The following is a 16,763-nucleotide window of genomic DNA, read 5'->3' as shown; positions in this document are numbered from 1 at the left end:
ACCCGTCGCTGTCGCCGTCCGACGCAACGACGGCATCGCTCGCGGCGTGTGGTTGTGGATGAGGTGCCGTCGCCGCCACTGCCCGATCCCGAGCGGTGCGAGCGGCACCCGCGGAGTCCCGATTCGACTCGCCGTCGGAATCCGCCGCGCCCTCGCCGACGGGCTTCGGCGTCGCGGCCATCGCGTCGGCGGCGGTCGGCGGTCGAACCGCGCCCTCACCGGCCGAGAACGGCACATCACCGCTGCCGACCGGCTCCGCCGACCGAGGAGCGAGCGCCGCACCCTCGTCAACCGGCTCGATCATCGCCACGTCGCCGGGAGCCGGCACCTCGGATTCGACCGCGACGCCCTCACTGTCCGGATCCGGCGGAAGGTCCAGGTCACGAACGCGCCGAGGAACGCGCCGGGCACCCCGAAGGACCGACGCTTCTCCACCGCCCCCGGCCTCCCCCCGCCGGGACGCCGCCCCGTCCCCGACTTCCGGCTCCCGACGAGACGCTGCCCCTTCCCCGGCCTCAGGCTCACGGCGCGCCCGTGCCTCTCCACCGGCTTCCGACTCTCGACGAGGCGCTGCCCCTTCACCAGCCTCAGGCTCCCGACGAAGCGACGCATCGCCGCCCACCTCAGGCTCTCGACGCGACCCTGCCCCTTCACCGGCTTCCGGGCCTCGTTGAGGCGCTGCCTCTTCACCGACCTCGGAATCCCGACGAAGCGACGCATCGCCGCCCACCTCAGGTTCACGGCGCGACCCTGCCCCTTCACCGGCTTCCGGCTCCCGACGAAGCGCTGCCCCTTCACCAGCCTCAGGCTCCCGACGGAGCGACGCATCGGCGCCCGCCTCAGGCTCACGGCGCGACGCTGCCCCTTCACCGGCTTCCAGGCCTCGTTGAGGCGCTGCCTCTTCACCGGCCTCAGGCTCTCGGCGTACGCCTGTCCCTTCACCGGCTTCCGGCTCCCGACGAGGCGCAGCCCCTTTCCCGGCCTCCCGACGAGGCGACGCGCCGCCGCCCACGTCAGGCTCACGGCGCGACCCTGCCCCTTCACCGGCTTCCGGGTCTCGTTGAGGCGCTGCCTCTTCACCGGCTTCCGGCTCCCGACGAAGCGCTGCCCCTTCACCAGCCTCAGGCTCCCGACGAGGCGCCGCATCGCCGCCCGTCTCGGGCTCCCGATGGGCCCCCTCGGCCGTCGACGAGGGGGCGGGCGGCGGATCCTCTGTAGTGGTCGAGTCGGCGGAAGCCTCCTCGGCGCGGGCCTTCTCGGCCTCGGCCGCGGCCTCGGCGGCGGCCTCCGCTTCGGCGGCGGCAATCGCGGCGGCCTCGGCGGCTTCCGCGGCCACCGTGGTGCGGCGGCGGGCACGTTCGGCGTGGTTCGGGTCGGCGGTCTCGATATGCGCCACGCCGCCGACGACCTCTGGGGCCTCGCCGCGAGCCAACCTCGCGAGTTGGTCGCGCAGGAGGGCCACCGGGTCGGCCTTCGGCCGGCCGTCCCGAGCGTCCGACGGTTCGGGCGCCGGATCCGACGGCGCGTGCTCGGAGCCGGCCCGGGTCGCCGCGGCCCCCGGGCCGGCCCCGGCCCGACACTCGGTCACATCCTCCGGATCGGCTCCCGCACCGCCGCCGTTCACGCCGCCCGCACCGCCCACACTCACGTCAGCCACACCCGACCCACACTCGTCCGCTCGAACACCCCGACATACAACCGGCCGCGCCGGTGTCACCGACCCTCGCCGGAATCGATGGTCCCAAACTGCCGCACCCAGCCCTCCGACGCCTTCCGCCGCACCGAAGCCGCGCCCCTCGACCCACCCGATTCAGCGAAACCCACCGACCCGCACGCCCCGGAACACCCGATCACCGACCTCGCCCCGAGAGCCCACGAGCCCGAGAGCCCGCGAGCCACACCCTCCGCACACCCAACCAACCAGGACCGACCGACACCCGAGCGGCCACACCTCCGGCCACCACCTCGCCCGTCGGCCCTGCGGCAATACCGTGCCCACCGCCCGGCAGTGCACCGGAGGGCGGGAAGGACACCAGGATCGACATCAAGACCACCCAAGGCGGCCTCGACCACGTACCGGACTTCCCATCGATGCTCTGCGAACACACCACCCGGCTGCTCCCGACCGGCCGCCCCGACCCGCCCGCAACCCTGAAGTGGGAGCCCCCGCCGATCCCCGAGCAGGCAATGCGCCACACCCGGGCCGGCCGGACACGGATCTGCCGGAACCCGCAACCCGCAACCCGCCGAACCGCACCACCGGCGGCTCCGTACCGACCGACGAGGCCCCGGAGTTCGCGCCACCGGCCGACGAGCCGGAGCTCCACCCGTACCTCCCGGTCACCGATACGAGGCACGGCAACCTCGACATCGCGGCCGTGTTCGCCGCTGCCGGACCGGCGAACACGGCCGCGTGGTGCGCGAGTACGAGGAGCCGGGCTTCACCGCGACCCTGGAGTTCCAGGTGCCGCGGGCCGACGGATCGTTCCGGCCGGGCCGGGTGCCCCGAACCCGGTGTGAGCCCCTTCGCCGTCCGCGCCCCGATCGGGTCACCGACGCCCGGCCCGCCCGCCTAAGCCTGGCTCCACGAGTCGTCCGGGTAGCCCGTCATCGGCTGGGAGACGTCCTCCAGCGCGTTGCGGATCTCGGTGGGAAGGGTCATGGACTCGGCCGCCAACGACGCCCGGAGCTGCCCGGCGTTGCGCGCGCCCACGATCGGCGACACCACGCCCGGGCGGTCGCGGACCCAGGCCAGGGCCACCTCGATCGGGGCCGCGCCGAGGCCGTCGGCGGCGGTGGCCAGGGCGTCGACGATGCGGCGGGAGTGGTCGTCCAGGTACGGGGCGACGAAGGGGCCCATGTGCGCGGAGGCGCCCCGGGAGTCGGCGGGCATGGCGTGGCGATACTTCCCCGTCAGCACCCCGCGCCCCAGCGGCGACCACGGGAGCAGGCCGACGCCCAGATCGAGGGCCGCGGGCAGGACCTCGCGTTCGATGCCGCGTTGCAGCAGCGAATACTCCACCTGGGTGCTGGCCACGACCACGCGGCCGGGGGCCGCCGACTGCCACGTGGCCGCCTTCGCCAGCTGCCAGCCGGAGAAGTTGGACACCCCGACATACCTGGCCCGCCCGCTGGTGACCGCCAGGTCGAGCGCGTGCAGGGTCTCCTCCAGCGGCGTCGACGGGTCGTACGCGTGCAACTGCCACAGGTCGACGTGGTCGGTGCCGAGGCGGGCCAGCGAGTGGTCGAGCGCCTGGAGCAGGTGGCCGCGCGAACCGTCGAAGCGGCGCTCGCTGTACGGCACGCTCGCGGCCTTGGTCGCGATCACCACCTCCGAGCGCGGGATGTACCCGTCGAGGAGACGGCCGATCATGTACTCGGCCTCACCGTCCGCGTATACGTCGGCGGTGTCCACGAGGTTCCCACCGGCGTCCAGATACGCCTTCATCTGGTCGGCCGCGTCGTGCTCGTCGGTGTCTCGTCCCCACGTCATGGTGCCCAGCCCCATGCGGGAGACCCGCAGGCCGGTGCGGCCGAGATGTCGCTGCTCCATGGCACCGGAGACTAGCCGTTCCCTCCCCCGCGCCGCCGTTGGCGGGGCCGTTCGGCGGTATGCCGGCGAGACAGGTTACCGACGGGTAGGTCACGCGGTAGGGTCGGCCGAGGCAACAGGTACCGCCAACCAGTCGGACGAACGCCGGACGAACGCCGTCCGGGCGTGAGACGGACGTCGGACAGACGTCGAACAGGGGGTCCGCGGAGATGCGACTCGGAATCAACCTCGGCTACTTCGGCGCCGGCAACGACGCCGACAATCTGGCGGTCGCCCAGGAGGCGGACCGACTCGGCTACGCGGTCTGCTGGGCCGCGGAGGCCTACGGCTCGGACGCGGCCACCGTGCTGTCCTGGGTCGCGGCGCAGACCACCCGGATCGACGTCGGCTCGGCGATCTTCCAGATCCCGGCCCGCACGCCGACCATGACCGCGATGACCGCCGCGACGCTGGACGTGCTCTCCGGCGGCCGGTTCCGGCTCGGCCTGGGCGTGTCCGGGCCGCAGGTGTCCGAGGGCTGGTACGGGGTCAAGTTCGACAAGCCGCTCGCCCGCACCCGCGAGTATGTCGAGGTGATCCGCAAGGCGATGCGCCGCGAGCGGGTCGCCCACGAGGGCGCCACCTGGACGCTGCCGCTGCCCGGCGGCCCGGGCAAGCCGCTCAAGCTCACCGTGCACCCGGTGCGCGAGCACATCCCGCTCTACATCGCCGCCGTGGGCCCGAAGAACCTGGAGCTGACCGGCGAGATCGCCGACGGCTGGCTGGGCATCTTCTACGCCCCGGAGCACGCCGAGGACTCGCTCGTACACATCCGCGCCGGCCGGGAGAAGGCCGGTCTGGCGATGACCGACTTCGACGTCGTGCCGACCGTCCCGCTCGTGGTCGGCGACGACCCTCGGCAGGCGGCCGAACAGGTGCGCGGCTACGCCGCGTTGTACGTCGGCGGGATGGGCAGCCGGGAGCAGAACTTCTACAACCGGCTCGCGGTTCGCATGGGCTACGAGGCCGAGGCCAAGGAGATCCAGGACAAATTCCTGGCGAAGGACTACGCCGGCGCGGGCGCGGCCGTCCCGTACGACTTCATCGACAAGACCAGCCTGCTCGGCGGCCGGGAGCGGATCGCGGAGCGGATGCAGGCCTACGCCGACACCGGCGTGACCACCCTGACCATCGCGCCGAACGGCAACACCCTCGACGAACGGGTGGCGGCGCTGCGCCTGGCCGCCGAGGCGCTGGACCTCTCCGGCACCGGCTCCTGACCCGACGGCGGGCCCGACGCGCCTCGGGCCCGCCGCACGACCGCCCACGCCGCGCCCGAAGCCCCCTACCCCCGACATCCCGGCGCGGCCCGACACCCGGGCCCGCCGACACCGTCAGCGCGGCCCCGGCACCCGGGCCGCGACCACCTCGGCGAACTCCAGGAGGCGGCGAATCTGTCCCGGCCCGCCGTCCTCCAACGACTTGCTGAACCGGTACGCCTCCTGCCGGAAGCGCCCCGTCGAGGCGCCGTCCTCCCCGCGCACCGTCGCCACCTCCTGCAGCGTCGGCGTGGCCAGGAACACGAACGCGCCGCGCAGTTGCCGCCGCCCGTCGTTGTCGGTGCCCACCAGGGTGCGTATCCCGACGTGCGACACCGAGCCGAGCGGAATCACCTGCACGGACGAATCCAGCACCGTGCCGCCGGGCGCGGACGGGTCGGTCATGTCCTCGCTGTGCCACAACACCAGGCGCCGGTCGTCGCAGACCGCCGCCTCCTGCCAGACCGAGGTGCCGTTCGCGTTGATGTCCACGACCCGTTCGAGGGTGAATCCGCGCACCGGACGGCGGCCCAGCACCGAGCCCAGGGCCTCCATCGCCACGTCCGGGTGCAGCAGGTAGGACCGCACCGCGTCCTCCAACTGCGTGTGCGCGGACCAGTCGGCCCCGGCGGCTCCGGCCCCCGGAACCTGGGCCGGGCGCGGCCCCGATGTGCGCTGCCTGCCCGACTTGCCGAACATCCCCACCTGCTTCCGCCGCGTCTGTACAAGCAGAAGCCTACGAGAGTCCGGCGTGGGCGGTGCCGGCGTCCACCGCTTGATCGCTCACGGAGCGAGATCAGGCCGCGGCGGGGGAGTCCAGTGCATCCCCGCCACGGCCGGTATCGAGTTCAACGACCGCACCCGACAAAGGACACGCCGCCGGGGCCGGAGTCCCGGACGCGCCCGCGCCACCCGCCCCGCTACAACCACCCGCTCCGCCGGAACATGCGATACAGCCCCACGCACGACAGCACCATCAGCACCACCGCCCCCGGATACCCCCACGCCGACTTCAACTCCGGCATGTGGTCGAAGTTCATCCCGTACACGCCCGCGATCATCGTCGGCACCGCGAAGATCGCCGCCCACGCGGAGATCTTGCGCATGTCCTCGTTCTGTCGCACGCCCACCTGCGCGAGGTGCGCGCCCAGCACGTCCGACAACAACCGGTCGAACGACTCGATCTGCTCGGTGACCCTGGTCACGTGGTCGGCCACGTCCCGGAAGAACGGCCGGGTGTCGGCGGGGACGAAGGCGACCTCGGACGTGGCCAGCCGGCGTATCGGCTCGATCAGCGGCAGCGCGGCGCGCCGGCACTCCAGGACCTCGCGCTTGAGCAGGTAGATCCGCTCGGCGTCGTTCTCCCGGCTCGCCGAGAAGACCCGCGCCTCCAGCTCCTCCAGGTCGGTCTCCAACTCGCCGGCGATCGCGAGATAGGCGTCCACGACCGCGTCGGCGACCGCGTACATCACCGCACCGGGGCCGTGCCTGAGCAGCTTGGGCTGCTTCTCCACCCGGCGGCGCACCGACTTCAGCTCCGCGCCCGGACCGTGCCGGACGGTGACCACGAACGAGTCGCCGATGAACATCATCAGCTCGCCGGTCTCCACGGACGAGGTCTCGTCGTAGTAGTGGAGCGTCTTCAGGACCAGGAAGATCGAGTCGTCGTAGGTCTCCAGCTTGGGCCGCTGGTGCGCGTGCAACGCGTCCTCGACCGCCAGCGGGTGCAGCCCGAACTCGCTCGTCACCAGGTCGAACTCGGTCGGCGTCGGCTCGTGCAGCCCGATCCACAGGAACGAGTCACCGACCCGCCGAGCCTCGTCCAGCGCGTCGGAGAAGTCGCTGGGCCCTTCGGTTCGGCGGCCGTTCGTGTAGATGGCGCAGTCGACGATCACCGGGCCAGTTTGCCGGCTCGCCCGGCCGGCCGACTCGGCTCGACGCTCCGCCCCCGCCGCCCCCTCCCACGCCCCTCCCACACCCCACCCACCCCTTGCGCACGCCTCGCGCACGGCGCCCACACCACCCCGACATAGGCTTGACCCCATGACGACGGTGCTCTTTGTTCGGCACGGACGGACCACGGCCAACTCCTCCGGAGTCCTCGCCGGTTGGACGCCGGGGGTGTTCCTGGACGATCGGGGCGAGGAACAGGCCGCCGCGCTGGCGGCGCGGATCGCCGAGGTGCCGCTCGCGGCGGTGGTGACCAGCCCGCTGGAGCGCTGCCGACAGACCTCGGAGGCGGTGCTGACGGCCCGGCTCGGGACCAAGTTCGCGCTCGACGCGGGCGCGCAGGTCGACGAGCGGGTCGGCGAGTGCCGCTACGGCGACTGGACCGGGCAGGAGCTGAAGAAGCTCGCCGAGGATCCGCTGTGGAAGACCGTGCAGACGCATCCGAGCGCGGTCACCTTCCCCGGCCCGGGCGGCGAGGCGCTGCGGACCACCCAGGCCCGCGCGGTGGACGCGGTCCGCGACTGGAACGAGCGCATCGCCGCCGAGCACGGACCCGACGCGATGTACCTGGTCTGCTCGCACGGCGACGTGATCAAGGCGCTGGTCGCGGACGCGCTCGGGATGCACCTGGACCTGTTCCAGCGGATCCAGGTGGATCCGTGCTCGCTCACGGTGATCACGTACGGTGCCCACCGGCCGTCCGTCGGCCGCCTCAACGACACCGGCGGCTCGGTGGCCGGCCTGCTGCCGCCGCCCGACGGACGGCACGGGCCGGCGTCCGGCGACGCGGTGGTGGGCGGCGGAGCCGGCGCGCCGTAGGGTTCTTCGGAGGGCGCACTCCCCCCGCGCGCCCTCGCCGACCGACCCGACCGACCACCCCGTCCCGCTCTCGACAGAAACACGGAGCAGATCGTGCCCCGCCAGGTCTTCCTGTACGACCCCCCGGACCGTTTCGTCGCCGGCACCGTGGGTGAGCCCGGCCAGCGAACCTTCTTCCTCCAGGCCTCCGCCGCCGGCCGCGTGACGAGCGTCGCGCTGGAGAAGACCCAGGTGTCCGTCCTGGCCGAACGTGTCGACGAACTCCTCGACGAGCTGGTGCGCCGCACCGGGGGCGAGACCGCCGTACCGGCCGTGACGCCCGCCGAACTGGAGGACTCCGGGCCGCTGTTGCCGCCGATCCTGGAGGAGTTCCGGGTCGGCACGATGGCCCTGGCGTGGGACGCCGACGACGAACGACTCGTGGTCGAGGCACAGGCCCAGGTCCCGGACGACGACTCCCCCGAGGACACCCTGCTCGGCGATGACGACGACGAGGACGGCCCGCCGCTGCTCCGTGTGCGGCTCACCGGCGGACAGGCCCGGGCGTTCGCGAAGCGTGCGCTGCTCGTGGTCGCGGCCGGGCGACCGGCGTGTCCCTTCTGCGGGCTGCCGATGGACGCCGAGGGCCACATCTGCCCGCGCGCCAACGGATACCGGCGTTGACCGACACGGTCCTCGACGCCGCCGCCGTCCCGGAGCTGTTGCGCCGGGGTGAGCTGACGGTGCGGGCGCGCCTGGAGGACGCCTCCAACGCCACGCTGTACTGCGTCGCGACGCTCGACGGCGTCTCCCTGCCGTGCGTGTGGAAGCCGGTCGCGGGCGAGCGTCCGCTGTGGGACTTCCCCGACGGCACGCTCGCGGGGCGCGAGGTGGCGGCGTACGAGGTGTCCGAGGCGCTGGGCTGGAACATCGTGCCGACCACGGTGTTCCGGGAGGGCCCGTACGGCGCGGGCATGTGCCAGTTGTGGATCGACCACAAGCGGGCCGACGACGAGCCCGAGCCGGTCGCGATCCTGCCGGCGGTCGACCCCGGACCGGCCTGGAAGCCGATCGCACACGTGGTCGTCCCCGACGAACAGGGCAAGGAGCAGCCCGCCCTGCTCGTGCACGCCGCCGGCGACGTCCTGCAGCGGATCGCCGTGTTCGACGCGGTGATCAACAACGCCGACCGCAAGGGCGGCCACCTCCTGCCCGGTCCGGCCGGCCACGTGTACGGAATCGATCACGGCATCTGCTTCCACGTCGAGGACAAACTCCGCACCCTCCTGTGGGGTTGGGCCGGCGAACCGCTGCCCGCCTCCGCGCGCGCCGCGCTGACCTCGCTGGCCGAGGAGTTGCACGGTGCGCTGGGTGTGCGTCTGGGCAAGCTGATTACGCCGGACGAGGTCGAGGCCACCCGCGAACGGGTGAGAGTTCTGCTCGCCGAGGGCCGGCTGCCGAAGCCGGACGGCCGCCGGCACGTGATTCCGTGGCCGCCGATCTGACTCGACATGAAATTCATGGGTCGACCGGGCGTTCCCGGTCGACGGCACCGGCCGACGCGCCCCGCACGCCGCGCGCCGGTAAAGACGCGGATATTCGTCTGCCAACCCTGGAAGATCTTCACCCCCCGCGGACGTTAGGCTCATACGTATGTATGCCTGGCCTGCACCCGAGCTCCCCGTTCTCCCTGGTCAGGGTGCGTCCCTGCGCGTGCACGACAGTTCCGTGCACGAGCTGGTGACGGTCACCCCGGGACCGGTCGCGCGGTTGTACGTGTGCGGCATCACGCCGTACGACGCGACCCACATGGGCCACGCGGCCACGTATGTCGCCTTCGACCTGCTCCAGCGGGTCTGGCGGGATGCCGGCCACACCGTGGACTACGTGCAGAACGTCACCGACGTGGACGACCCCCTCCTGGAGCGGGCCGTGCGCGACGGCGTCGACTGGGTCGAATTGGCGGAGCGCGAGACCGCGCTGTTCCGCGAGGACATGGCGTCGCTGCGGGTGCTCCCGCCGGCGAACTACATCGGCGTGGTCGAGGCGATCCCGCTCATCGTGCCGCTGATCGAGGACCTGCTCGCCAAGGAGGCGGCCTACTCGGTCGACGGCGACATCTACTTCTCGATCGTGTCGGACGAGCACTTCGGCGGCGTGTCCGGATACACCGCCGCCCGGATGCTGGAGATCTTCGGGGAGCGCGGCGGCGACCCCGAGCGGATCGGCAAGAAGGACCCGCTCGACCCGCTGCTCTGGCGTGCGGCGCGGCCCGGCGAGCCGTCCTGGGACGCGTCCTTCGGCGCGGGGCGACCCGGTTGGCACATCGAGTGTGTGGCGATCGCGCTGAAGTACCTGGGCATGGGCTTCGACGTCCAGGGCGGCGGCAGCGACCTGGTCTTCCCCCATCACGAGATGGGCGCCTCGCACGCGCACGTGGTCACCGGCGAGGCGCCGTACGCGAAGGCGTACGTGCACGCGGGCATGGTCGCGCTGGACGGCGAGAAGATGTCCAAGTCGCGCGGCAACCTGGTGTTCGTCTCCAAGCTGCGCCGCGAGGGCGTGGACCCGATGGCGATCCGCCTGGCCCTGCTGGCCCATCACTACCGCAGCGACTGGGAGTGGACCGACACGGTCCTCGCCGAGGCCGAGGCGCGGCTGGCCACGTGGCGCGCGGCGGTCGGCCGTCCCGACGGGCCGGACACCACCGAACTGCTCGCCGCGATCCGCGAACGCATGGCCGACGACCTGGACGCCCCGGGCGCGCTGGCCGCGATGGACGCCTGGGCGGCGCGGCAACTCGCCGACGGCGGCGAGGACATGTCCGCCCCGGGCGTGGCCTCGCGGGCGCTGGACGCGATCCTCGGCGTGGCCCTGTAACCGCGACCGACGACGGCGGCCGGCGCCCGACGACAACACCCACCGGCCGGGCCGACCACGAAGGCCCCGAACGGCACTCGCCGTTCGGGGCCTTCGTCGTTCACCGGCGCCTGTCCGGCGCCGGCCCGGGACCGGTGCCCGCTCCGCCCGGCCACACCCCCGCGACGGCCGAACGGAGCGGACCCCTCGCCCGCGTCCCAAGCAGATCACGCGGGAATCCCTCGGCACTTCAGGGGAAGCCCTCATCTTCGACGGAAACTTCGAGGGAGTCGCCGACCCGATTCCCCGACAATGCCCCCGAACCGGTCCCCCCGAAGCGGATCTCCCTCGGATCCCCCCTCGGTCGTGCTCACGCCTCCATCAACAGGTACTGCCGCACGTCCAGGTAGCCGGACCGGAAGCCCGCCTCCGACCAGGACAGATACAGGTCCCACATGCGCCGGAACACGTGGTCGAAGCCCAACGCCTCGACCTCGTCGGCCCGCCGGTCGAACCGCTCCCGCCACAGTCGCAAAGTCTCGGCGTAGTGCAGGCCGTACGACCTGCTGTCCGCGACCCGCAACCGGGTCGCGGCGGCGGCCTTGCGCACCGCGTCGTCGGAGGGGATCAGACCGCCGGGGAAGATGTACTTGTGGATCCACGTGTACGTGTCCCGGCCGGCCAGCATCCGGTCGTGCGGCATCGTGATCGACTGCAGCGCGACCCGACCGCCGGGTGCGAGCAGTCGGTCCAGCATCCCGAAGTAGGTGGGCCAGTACTCCTCCCCCACCGCCTCGATCATCTCCACGCTGACGATCGCGTCGTAACTGCCGCTCACGTGGCGGTAGTCGCGCAGCTCGACCCGGACCCGATCGGCCAGGCCCGCCTTCGCGATCCGCGCCACCGCCAGGTCGCGCTGTTCGGCCGAGATGGTGATGGTGTGTACGTCCGCCCCGCGCTCGGCCGCGCGCAGTGCCAACTCGCCCCATCCGGTGCCGATTTCCAGCAGCCGGGTGCCGGGGCCGACGTCCGCCAGGTCGAGCAGCCGGTCGATCTTGCGCCGCTGGGCCTCGGGCAACCCGTGCTCGTCGGCTCGTGGTCCGCCGTCCGGGCCCTGCTCGAAGACCGCCGACGAGTAGACCATCGTCTCGTCCAGGAAGGTGGCGAACAGGTCGTTCGACAGGTCGTAGTGCCGGTGGATGTTGCGCTTGGCACCGGCCACGGTATTGCGCTGCGCGCGCGGCATGCGCGGTATCGCCAGGGGGCGAAGTCGCTGGAGCGCCGGGGGAATCAGCGTGCTCACCCGGGACGCGAACACGGTGAGCACGGCGGTCAGGTCGTCCGCCTCCCAGTCGCCCGCCTGATACGCCTCGCCGAAGCCGATCAGCCCACCCGCGCCCACCCGACGGAAGAACGCGTCCGGCCGCACGATCCGCATCACCGGCGCCTTCGCGCCCCCGTCGCCGCGCAGCGCGCCGTCGATCCACACCCGCAACGGCAGCCGGGCCACCGCTCGTTCGAACAGGAAGCGGGCCGCGGCGGCGCGCATCGGTCGACGCGGTACCTCCGCCACATCGGGCCAGCGCACCGGATCGACTCGGGTCGGGGCAACCTCGATCACACTCAACGCAGACTCCTTCCGGTCCCGTGCCCGCACCACGGGTACGCCGCGCGGCCGCGCACCCCGTTGGTGCGACGTGACCGTCCGCGCCGCGCCTCCGTCCGGTGGGGGCCGACCCGATCGACGGCTGCCCGCCTCGGGAGGAACGACGACTCGTAGAACTCCCATTCGAGTCCCACTCTTCCCGGAACGCACGACGACAGCCGTGGGCGGGGAGCGCCCGTCCCGGACGGCGGCGGCGAAGCGTTGTGCGCGGCGCGCGGAGGCGGCCCGACGTGCGGCGGCTCCGCATCCCGGAGTCGAGGATGCGGAGCCGTCTTCTTCGATCGTCGAGCGGGCGGATCACGGGGCTCGGGGCTCGGGGCTCGGGACTGCTCGGGGCTCGGGGCGCCAACGGCCCACCGGTTCAGGGCACTCCGGGGCTCAGCCCCCGCAGCCGCCGCCCCCACAGCCGCCGCCTCCACCGCAACTGCTCCCGCCCCCGCAACCGCTTCCGCCACCGTCGCCCCCGCCGCCGCCACTGCTGCCGCTGCTCGTGCCGCCGTACGCGACCAGCGCGAGCCGGGCGTCCGGGTCGGGGTGTGCGGCCAGGCCCAGGCAGGCCACCACGAACAGGCCGGACAGCGCGCCCGCGCCGACCAGGGCGCCGGAGCGACGGTCGGCCCGCAACTGTGCGGTCAGGTCGCGCAGCGCCCGGCGGCCCGCCGCCGTGGCCCGGAGGCCCGCCCCGGTCAACCCCGCGAAGACGAAGGTGAAGATGACCATCGGGATCAGGAAGCCGATCGGCCGGCTGTGTGCCAGGCCGTTGACGAAGCGGGCGATGCCCACCAGTCCGAGTACGAACAGCAGCTTGGCCGGCGTCTTGGCGATCCGGCGCGCGAGCGGCGAGTGCAGCAGTCCGCGGTCGACCAGACTGCGCTCGATCTCCTCCCGCATGGAACTGCGCGACCAGCCTCGGAGCAGGGCGATCCGGGTGCCGCGCGTGGTGCGGACGATGTCCAGCATCGCCGCGGCCACCGCCTCCGGCGGACGCGATCCGGTCGCGGCGGTGACCCGGCCGACCCGCTGGACGTGTACGTAGCCCTCGGTGATCAGCGACGCCAGGGCGGTGTCGGCGACCCGCATCGGGCCGCCCGCCAGGTAGGCCGCGTCGTACGCGCCCAGCGGCCCGCTCCGCACCTGACCGCGGATCGCCCAGGCGAGCACGATCCGCAACACGATCGCCAGAACCACGAGTCCGAGGGCGATCCCGCCGTAGAGGCGGAGAAATTCGGGACCTGTCAGACCCCACGCCGTGCCGTTCATGTGACGTCCCCTCCCGATTGTCCGACTCGCGGGTGTGTGCGGCTTGTTCACCCTGATCCGGAAGGTAGCAGCGGCCCGATACCCCCGGTCAGAGGCATCTCCCTACGTTCCGGGCACCGTCGCCGCGCGGTCGGCCACGCGCTCGCACGGCGGCCCCGCGCCGCCCCCGCGCCCGGCCTCCACTCAACTGACTGATCGTCAGAACGGTGCCCGGGCTCGGTCGGATCCGCTCGCGGGTGCAGGATGGTGGTACACCCGTACACACGTGCCGTTCCGCCTTCCCCGAGGAGCCGTCATGACGGAGGCTGTCCGTCCCCAGCCCACCACCCGCGCGGAAGACGAGGTCGTCGACCTGTGTCGCGACCTGATTCGCATCGACACGAGCAACTACGGCGACGGATCGGGGCCGGGTGAACGGGCCGCCGCGGAGTACGTCGCCGAAAAGCTGGCCGAGGTCGGCCTGGAGCCGAAGATCTACGAATCCGAGCGCGGCCGGGCCAGCACGGTGGTCCGGATCGAGGGCACCGACCGATCCCGGCCGGGGCTGCTGATCCACGGCCACACCGACGTGGTCCCGGCGAACGCCGCCGACTGGACCCACGACCCCTTCTCGGGCGAGATCGCCGACGGCTGCGTGTGGGGTCGGGGCGCGGTCGACATGAAGGACATGGACGCGATGGTGCTCGCGGTGCTGCGCGACCGGGTACGGTCCGGCCGGCTGCCCTCGCGCGACGTCGTACTCGCCTTCGTGGCCGACGAGGAGGCCGGCGGGCTGTTCGGCGCCCGGCACCTGGTGAACAACCACGCCGACCTGTTCGAGGGCGTCACCGAGGCGATCGGCGAGGTCGGCGGCTTCTCCTTCACGGTCAACGAGGACCTGCGGCTCTATCTGGTCGAGACCGCCCAAAAGGGCATGGACTGGATGCGGCTGATCGTGGACGGCACCGCCGGCCACGGCTCGATGGTCGCCAAGGACAACGCGATCACCGAACTGGCCGAGGCCGTCGCCCGGGTGGGGCGGCACAAGTTCCCGATCCGGATCACCAAGACCGTGCGCGCGTTCCTGGACGAGATCTCCGACGCGCTGGGCATCGAACTCGACCCGGACGACATCGAGTCCACCATCGAGCGGCTCGGCCCGATCGCGAGCATCATCGGCGCGACCATCCGCAACACCGCGCAGCCGACGATGCTGAACGCCGGGTACAAGGTCAACGTGATCCCCGGGCAGGCCACCGCCCACCTGGACGGCCGGTTCCTGCCGGGCTTCGAGGACGAGTTCCACGCCGAGTTGGACGCGGTCCTGGGCCCGCGCGTGCGCCGCGAGACGATCCACACCGACCAGGCCCTGGAGACCGGCTTCGACGGTGCCCTGGTCGAGGCCATGTCGGCCGCGCTGCGGGCGCACGACCCGGCCGCGCGCGCCGTGCCGTACTGCCTGTCGGGCGGTACCGACGCGAAGTCCTTCGCCGATCTGGGCATCCGCTGCTTCGGGTTCGCGCCGCTCAAGCTGCCGGCCGACCTCGACTTCGCGGGCATGTTCCACGGTGTGGACGAGCGGGTTCCGGTGGACGGGCTGAAGTTCGGCGTCCGGGTGCTGGATCACCTGCTCGACAACGCGTGAGACATCGCCGATCGGGGGCGCGCGACCCGGCCCGGGAGAAGTCCCGACGCCGTGCCGCGCGCCCGCCGGCGCCTTTGGCCTGGGGTTTCGCGGCGATCGAGCCCGAACGAGTGAATACCCCGTGGAGCGCGTAGCCTGCGCTCGGTCCGGTCGTTTCTTCTTGTGCGGCGCGCATGCGTGTCGTGGTGTCTACAAGGAGGACGGAAGAATCATGAAGAAGATGGGCAAGGCCGCGTTCATCGTCGCGGCCGGCAGTGGTCTCGTGCTCGCCGGTGCCAGTGGTGCCATGGCCAACGCCGACGCGGACGGCGCGGCCGTCGGCTCCCCCGGTGTGCTGTCGGGCAACAACATCCAGGTGCCGATCCACGTGCCGATCAACCTGTGCGGCAACAGCATCGACATCATCGGCATCCTGAACCCCACGTTCGGCAACACCTGCATCAACGCCTGATCCAGGCCCACGCCCTCGACGGCGTGTGGACGGCCCCGGGACCACCACGGTCCCGGGGCCGTCCCGCTGTGCGGCCGGCCCCGCCCGAGCCCGACGGCCCCGGCACGTCGACGGTCGTTTTCGTTCGGCCGAGCGCCCGTCGAAACTCAGCCATACGAGCGAATCGCCGTCACCCCGGTGACCTCCGGTGTCGACTCTCGTTGGACGACCGTGCGGGGTCAACATCCCCCGCCCCTCGCGAGAGAGACACAGGGGTACCTACATGCACCAGCTTGCCAAGAAGGGGCTGTTGGTCGTCGTCGCCACCGCGGGCGCGCTCGCGTCCGCGGCCGTCGGCGTGGCCAACGCCGGCAGTGGGGCCGACGGAGCAGCCGTCGGCTCGCCCGGCGTGGCGTCCGGCAACAACATCCAGGTGCCGATCCACGTGCCGGTCAACATCTGCGGCAACACCGTGAGCGTCGTCGGTGCGCTGAACCCGGCCTTCGGCAACCACTGCGCCAACGCGTCGACCACCAAGCCGCCGACCACGAAGCCCCCGACGCACCCGCCGACCGGCAAGCCGCCGACCACGTCCCCGCCGAGCACCAAGCCCCCCACCACCAAGCCGCCGACCACGAAGCCCCCGACGCACCCGCCCACCACCGGCGGCACCAGCGGCGGCTCGACCGGCCACAACACGGGCGGGTCGACGGGCGGCAACACCGGCGGCACCACGGGCGGTACGACCGGTGGGACCACCGGTGGCACCACGGGCGGCACGACCGGCGGGACCACCGGCGGCTCGACCGGCGGATCCCTCGCCCAGACCGGTTCCGACGCGCTGATCGCGGCCCCGATCGGCGCCGCGCTGCTGCTCGGCGGCTTCGTCCTGTACCGTCGCGCGCGGCCCGCCCGGGACTGATCCGGACCCACGGAACCGACCCGCACGCACGGGGCGCACGACACGCCCCGACGCACGCCCGGATGGACCGCTCGCCCCTGGGACGACAGGGGCGGGCAGTCCGCCCTTCGTCTCCGCCGCACGCCGCGTCTCCGCCGCATGCCGCGCATCCGTCACATGGTGCGCACCTGTCGGATGATCCGGCGCCGGAGCACGACCCGACGGCTGCCGTCGCCGCGCAGGAGCAACCGGTCCAGCTCCCAGTACCCGTACTCCGCCTGCTCGGTCAGGATCCGACACGCGTCGCTGCGGGACGTACCGCGCGGAATGTCCAATCGCCGAAACTCGTAGTCCGCCATGTTTCCATTCCCCGGCGCCCGCGCCGCCGGCGCGGTGACCGGCCTTTTGATAGGCCAACGACTCC

General features: G+C 72.4%; 15 protein-coding genes. 8 read left to right on the top strand and 7 right to left on the bottom strand.

Annotation, left to right across the window (positions count from 1 at the left end; translation table 11 throughout):
• Positions 1-300: 300 nt before the first annotated feature.
• On the bottom strand, positions 301-1,116 hold the full coding sequence (locus EMA17_RS04975; protein WP_126635677.1) for a hypothetical protein: 816 nt from the start codon (positions 1,114-1,116) through the stop codon (positions 301-303).
• Between the two features lie 1,456 nt (positions 1,117-2,572).
• On the bottom strand, positions 2,573-3,553 hold the full coding sequence (locus EMA17_RS04970; protein WP_126635676.1) for an aldo/keto reductase: 981 nt from the start codon (positions 3,551-3,553) through the stop codon (positions 2,573-2,575).
• A gap of 209 nt (positions 3,554-3,762) precedes the next feature.
• Between EMA17_RS04970 and EMA17_RS04965 the strand changes: the two genes are divergently transcribed.
• Positions 3,763-4,812 carry an LLM class F420-dependent oxidoreductase gene (locus EMA17_RS04965; protein WP_126635675.1) on the top strand — a complete coding sequence of 350 codons (1,050 nt, stop codon included), beginning with the start codon at positions 3,763-3,765 and terminating at the stop codon, positions 4,810-4,812.
• Positions 4,813-4,926: 114 nt separating this feature from the next.
• Here EMA17_RS04965 and EMA17_RS04960 read toward each other — a convergent pair whose 3' ends face one another.
• Together EMA17_RS04960 and corA are read right to left on the bottom strand one after the other, a co-directional pair.
• Entirely contained in the window at positions 4,927-5,550 is a 624-nt protein-coding gene (locus tag EMA17_RS04960; RefSeq protein ID WP_246126458.1) for a hypothetical protein, read from the bottom strand.
• Positions 5,551-5,771: 221 nt separating this feature from the next.
• Positions 5,772-6,746: a magnesium/cobalt transporter CorA gene (gene corA / locus EMA17_RS04955; RefSeq protein WP_126635673.1), complete on the bottom strand. Its 975-nt coding sequence runs from the start codon at positions 6,744-6,746 to the stop codon at positions 5,772-5,774.
• 148 nt (positions 6,747-6,894) lie between these two features.
• Between corA and EMA17_RS04950 the strand changes: the two genes are divergently transcribed.
• From EMA17_RS04950 to mshC, 4 genes are all read left to right on the top strand, one after another.
• Positions 6,895-7,620: a histidine phosphatase family protein gene (locus EMA17_RS04950; RefSeq protein ID WP_126635672.1), complete on the top strand. Its 726-nt coding sequence runs from the start codon at positions 6,895-6,897 to the stop codon at positions 7,618-7,620.
• A 93-nt stretch (positions 7,621-7,713) separates the two neighbouring features.
• The gene (locus EMA17_RS04945) at positions 7,714-8,283 is read left to right on the top strand and encodes a DUF3090 domain-containing protein (RefSeq protein ID WP_078978035.1); all 570 of its coding nucleotides are present in this window, start codon (positions 7,714-7,716) and stop codon (positions 8,281-8,283) included.
• The gene (locus tag EMA17_RS04940; RefSeq protein WP_126635671.1) at positions 8,280-9,104 is read left to right on the top strand and encodes an SCO1664 family protein; all 825 of its coding nucleotides are present in this window, start codon (positions 8,280-8,282) and stop codon (positions 9,102-9,104) included. The genes EMA17_RS04945 and EMA17_RS04940 overlap by 4 nt, the downstream gene beginning before the upstream one ends.
• A 148-nt stretch (positions 9,105-9,252) precedes the next feature.
• Complete coding sequence (gene mshC / locus EMA17_RS04935; RefSeq protein WP_126635670.1) at positions 9,253-10,479, top strand: cysteine--1-D-myo-inosityl 2-amino-2-deoxy-alpha-D-glucopyranoside ligase; 1,227 nt, start codon at positions 9,253-9,255, stop codon at positions 10,477-10,479.
• Positions 10,480-10,828: 349 nt separating this feature from the next.
• On the opposite strand, the gene EMA17_RS04930 is transcribed toward mshC, so the two are convergent.
• Positions 10,829-12,085 (bottom strand): SAM-dependent methyltransferase, encoded by a 1,257-nt coding sequence (locus EMA17_RS04930; RefSeq protein ID WP_246126457.1) that lies wholly within the window; start codon positions 12,083-12,085, stop codon positions 10,829-10,831.
• A gap of 417 nt (positions 12,086-12,502) precedes the next feature.
• On the bottom strand, positions 12,503-13,384 hold the full coding sequence (locus EMA17_RS04925; RefSeq protein ID WP_126635668.1) for a TIGR04222 domain-containing membrane protein: 882 nt from the start codon (positions 13,382-13,384) through the stop codon (positions 12,503-12,505).
• Positions 13,385-13,679: 295 nt separating this feature from the next.
• On the opposite strand from EMA17_RS04925, the gene EMA17_RS04920 reads away from it, so the two are divergent.
• The 3 genes from EMA17_RS04920 (at position 13,680) to EMA17_RS04910 (ending at position 16,360) form a co-directional block, all read left to right on the top strand.
• Positions 13,680-15,008, top strand: coding sequence for a M20/M25/M40 family metallo-hydrolase (locus tag EMA17_RS04920; RefSeq protein WP_126635667.1), 1,329 nt, complete (start codon positions 13,680-13,682; stop codon positions 15,006-15,008).
• 211 nt (positions 15,009-15,219) lie between these two features.
• The gene (locus EMA17_RS04915; protein WP_126635666.1) at positions 15,220-15,459 is read left to right on the top strand and encodes a chaplin; all 240 of its coding nucleotides are present in this window, start codon (positions 15,220-15,222) and stop codon (positions 15,457-15,459) included.
• A gap of 262 nt (positions 15,460-15,721) precedes the next feature.
• Complete coding sequence (locus tag EMA17_RS04910) at positions 15,722-16,360, top strand: chaplin (protein ID WP_126635665.1); 639 nt, start codon at positions 15,722-15,724, stop codon at positions 16,358-16,360.
• 152 nt (positions 16,361-16,512) lie between these two features.
• Here EMA17_RS04910 and EMA17_RS04905 read toward each other — a convergent pair whose 3' ends face one another.
• Entirely contained in the window at positions 16,513-16,698 is a 186-nt protein-coding gene (locus EMA17_RS04905) for a DUF5703 family protein (protein ID WP_126635664.1), read from the bottom strand.
• Positions 16,699-16,763 lie beyond the last annotated feature (65 nt).

This window comes from Embleya hyalina (assembly GCF_003967355.1).
GTDB lineage: Bacteria > Actinomycetota > Actinomycetes > Streptomycetales > Streptomycetaceae > Embleya > Embleya hyalina.
This window is presented reverse-complemented; position numbering and strand designations above follow the sequence as displayed.

Excerpts from the sequence above, each read along its gene's own strand:
- EMA17_RS04970 (WP_126635676.1), bottom strand. The coding sequence starts at position 3,553 with ATGGAGCAGCGACATCTCGGCCGCACCGGCCTGCGGGTCTCCCGCATG.
- EMA17_RS04965 (WP_126635675.1), top strand. The coding sequence starts at position 3,763 with ATGCGACTCGGAATCAACCTCGGCTACTTCGGCGCCGGCAACGACGCC.
- EMA17_RS04960 (WP_246126458.1), bottom strand. The coding sequence starts at position 5,550 with ATGTTCGGCAAGTCGGGCAGGCAGCGCACATCGGGGCCGCGCCCGGCC.
- EMA17_RS04950 (WP_126635672.1), top strand. The coding sequence starts at position 6,895 with ATGACGACGGTGCTCTTTGTTCGGCACGGACGGACCACGGCCAACTCC.
- mshC (WP_126635670.1), top strand. The coding sequence starts at position 9,253 with ATGTATGCCTGGCCTGCACCCGAGCTCCCCGTTCTCCCTGGTCAGGGT.
- EMA17_RS04925 (WP_126635668.1), bottom strand. The coding sequence starts at position 13,384 with ATGAACGGCACGGCGTGGGGTCTGACAGGTCCCGAATTTCTCCGCCTC.
- EMA17_RS04920 (WP_126635667.1), top strand. The coding sequence starts at position 13,680 with ATGACGGAGGCTGTCCGTCCCCAGCCCACCACCCGCGCGGAAGACGAG.
- EMA17_RS04915 (WP_126635666.1), top strand. The coding sequence starts at position 15,220 with ATGAAGAAGATGGGCAAGGCCGCGTTCATCGTCGCGGCCGGCAGTGGT.
- EMA17_RS04910 (WP_126635665.1), top strand. The coding sequence starts at position 15,722 with ATGCACCAGCTTGCCAAGAAGGGGCTGTTGGTCGTCGTCGCCACCGCG.
- EMA17_RS04905 (WP_126635664.1), bottom strand. The coding sequence starts at position 16,698 with ATGGCGGACTACGAGTTTCGGCGATTGGACATTCCGCGCGGTACGTCC.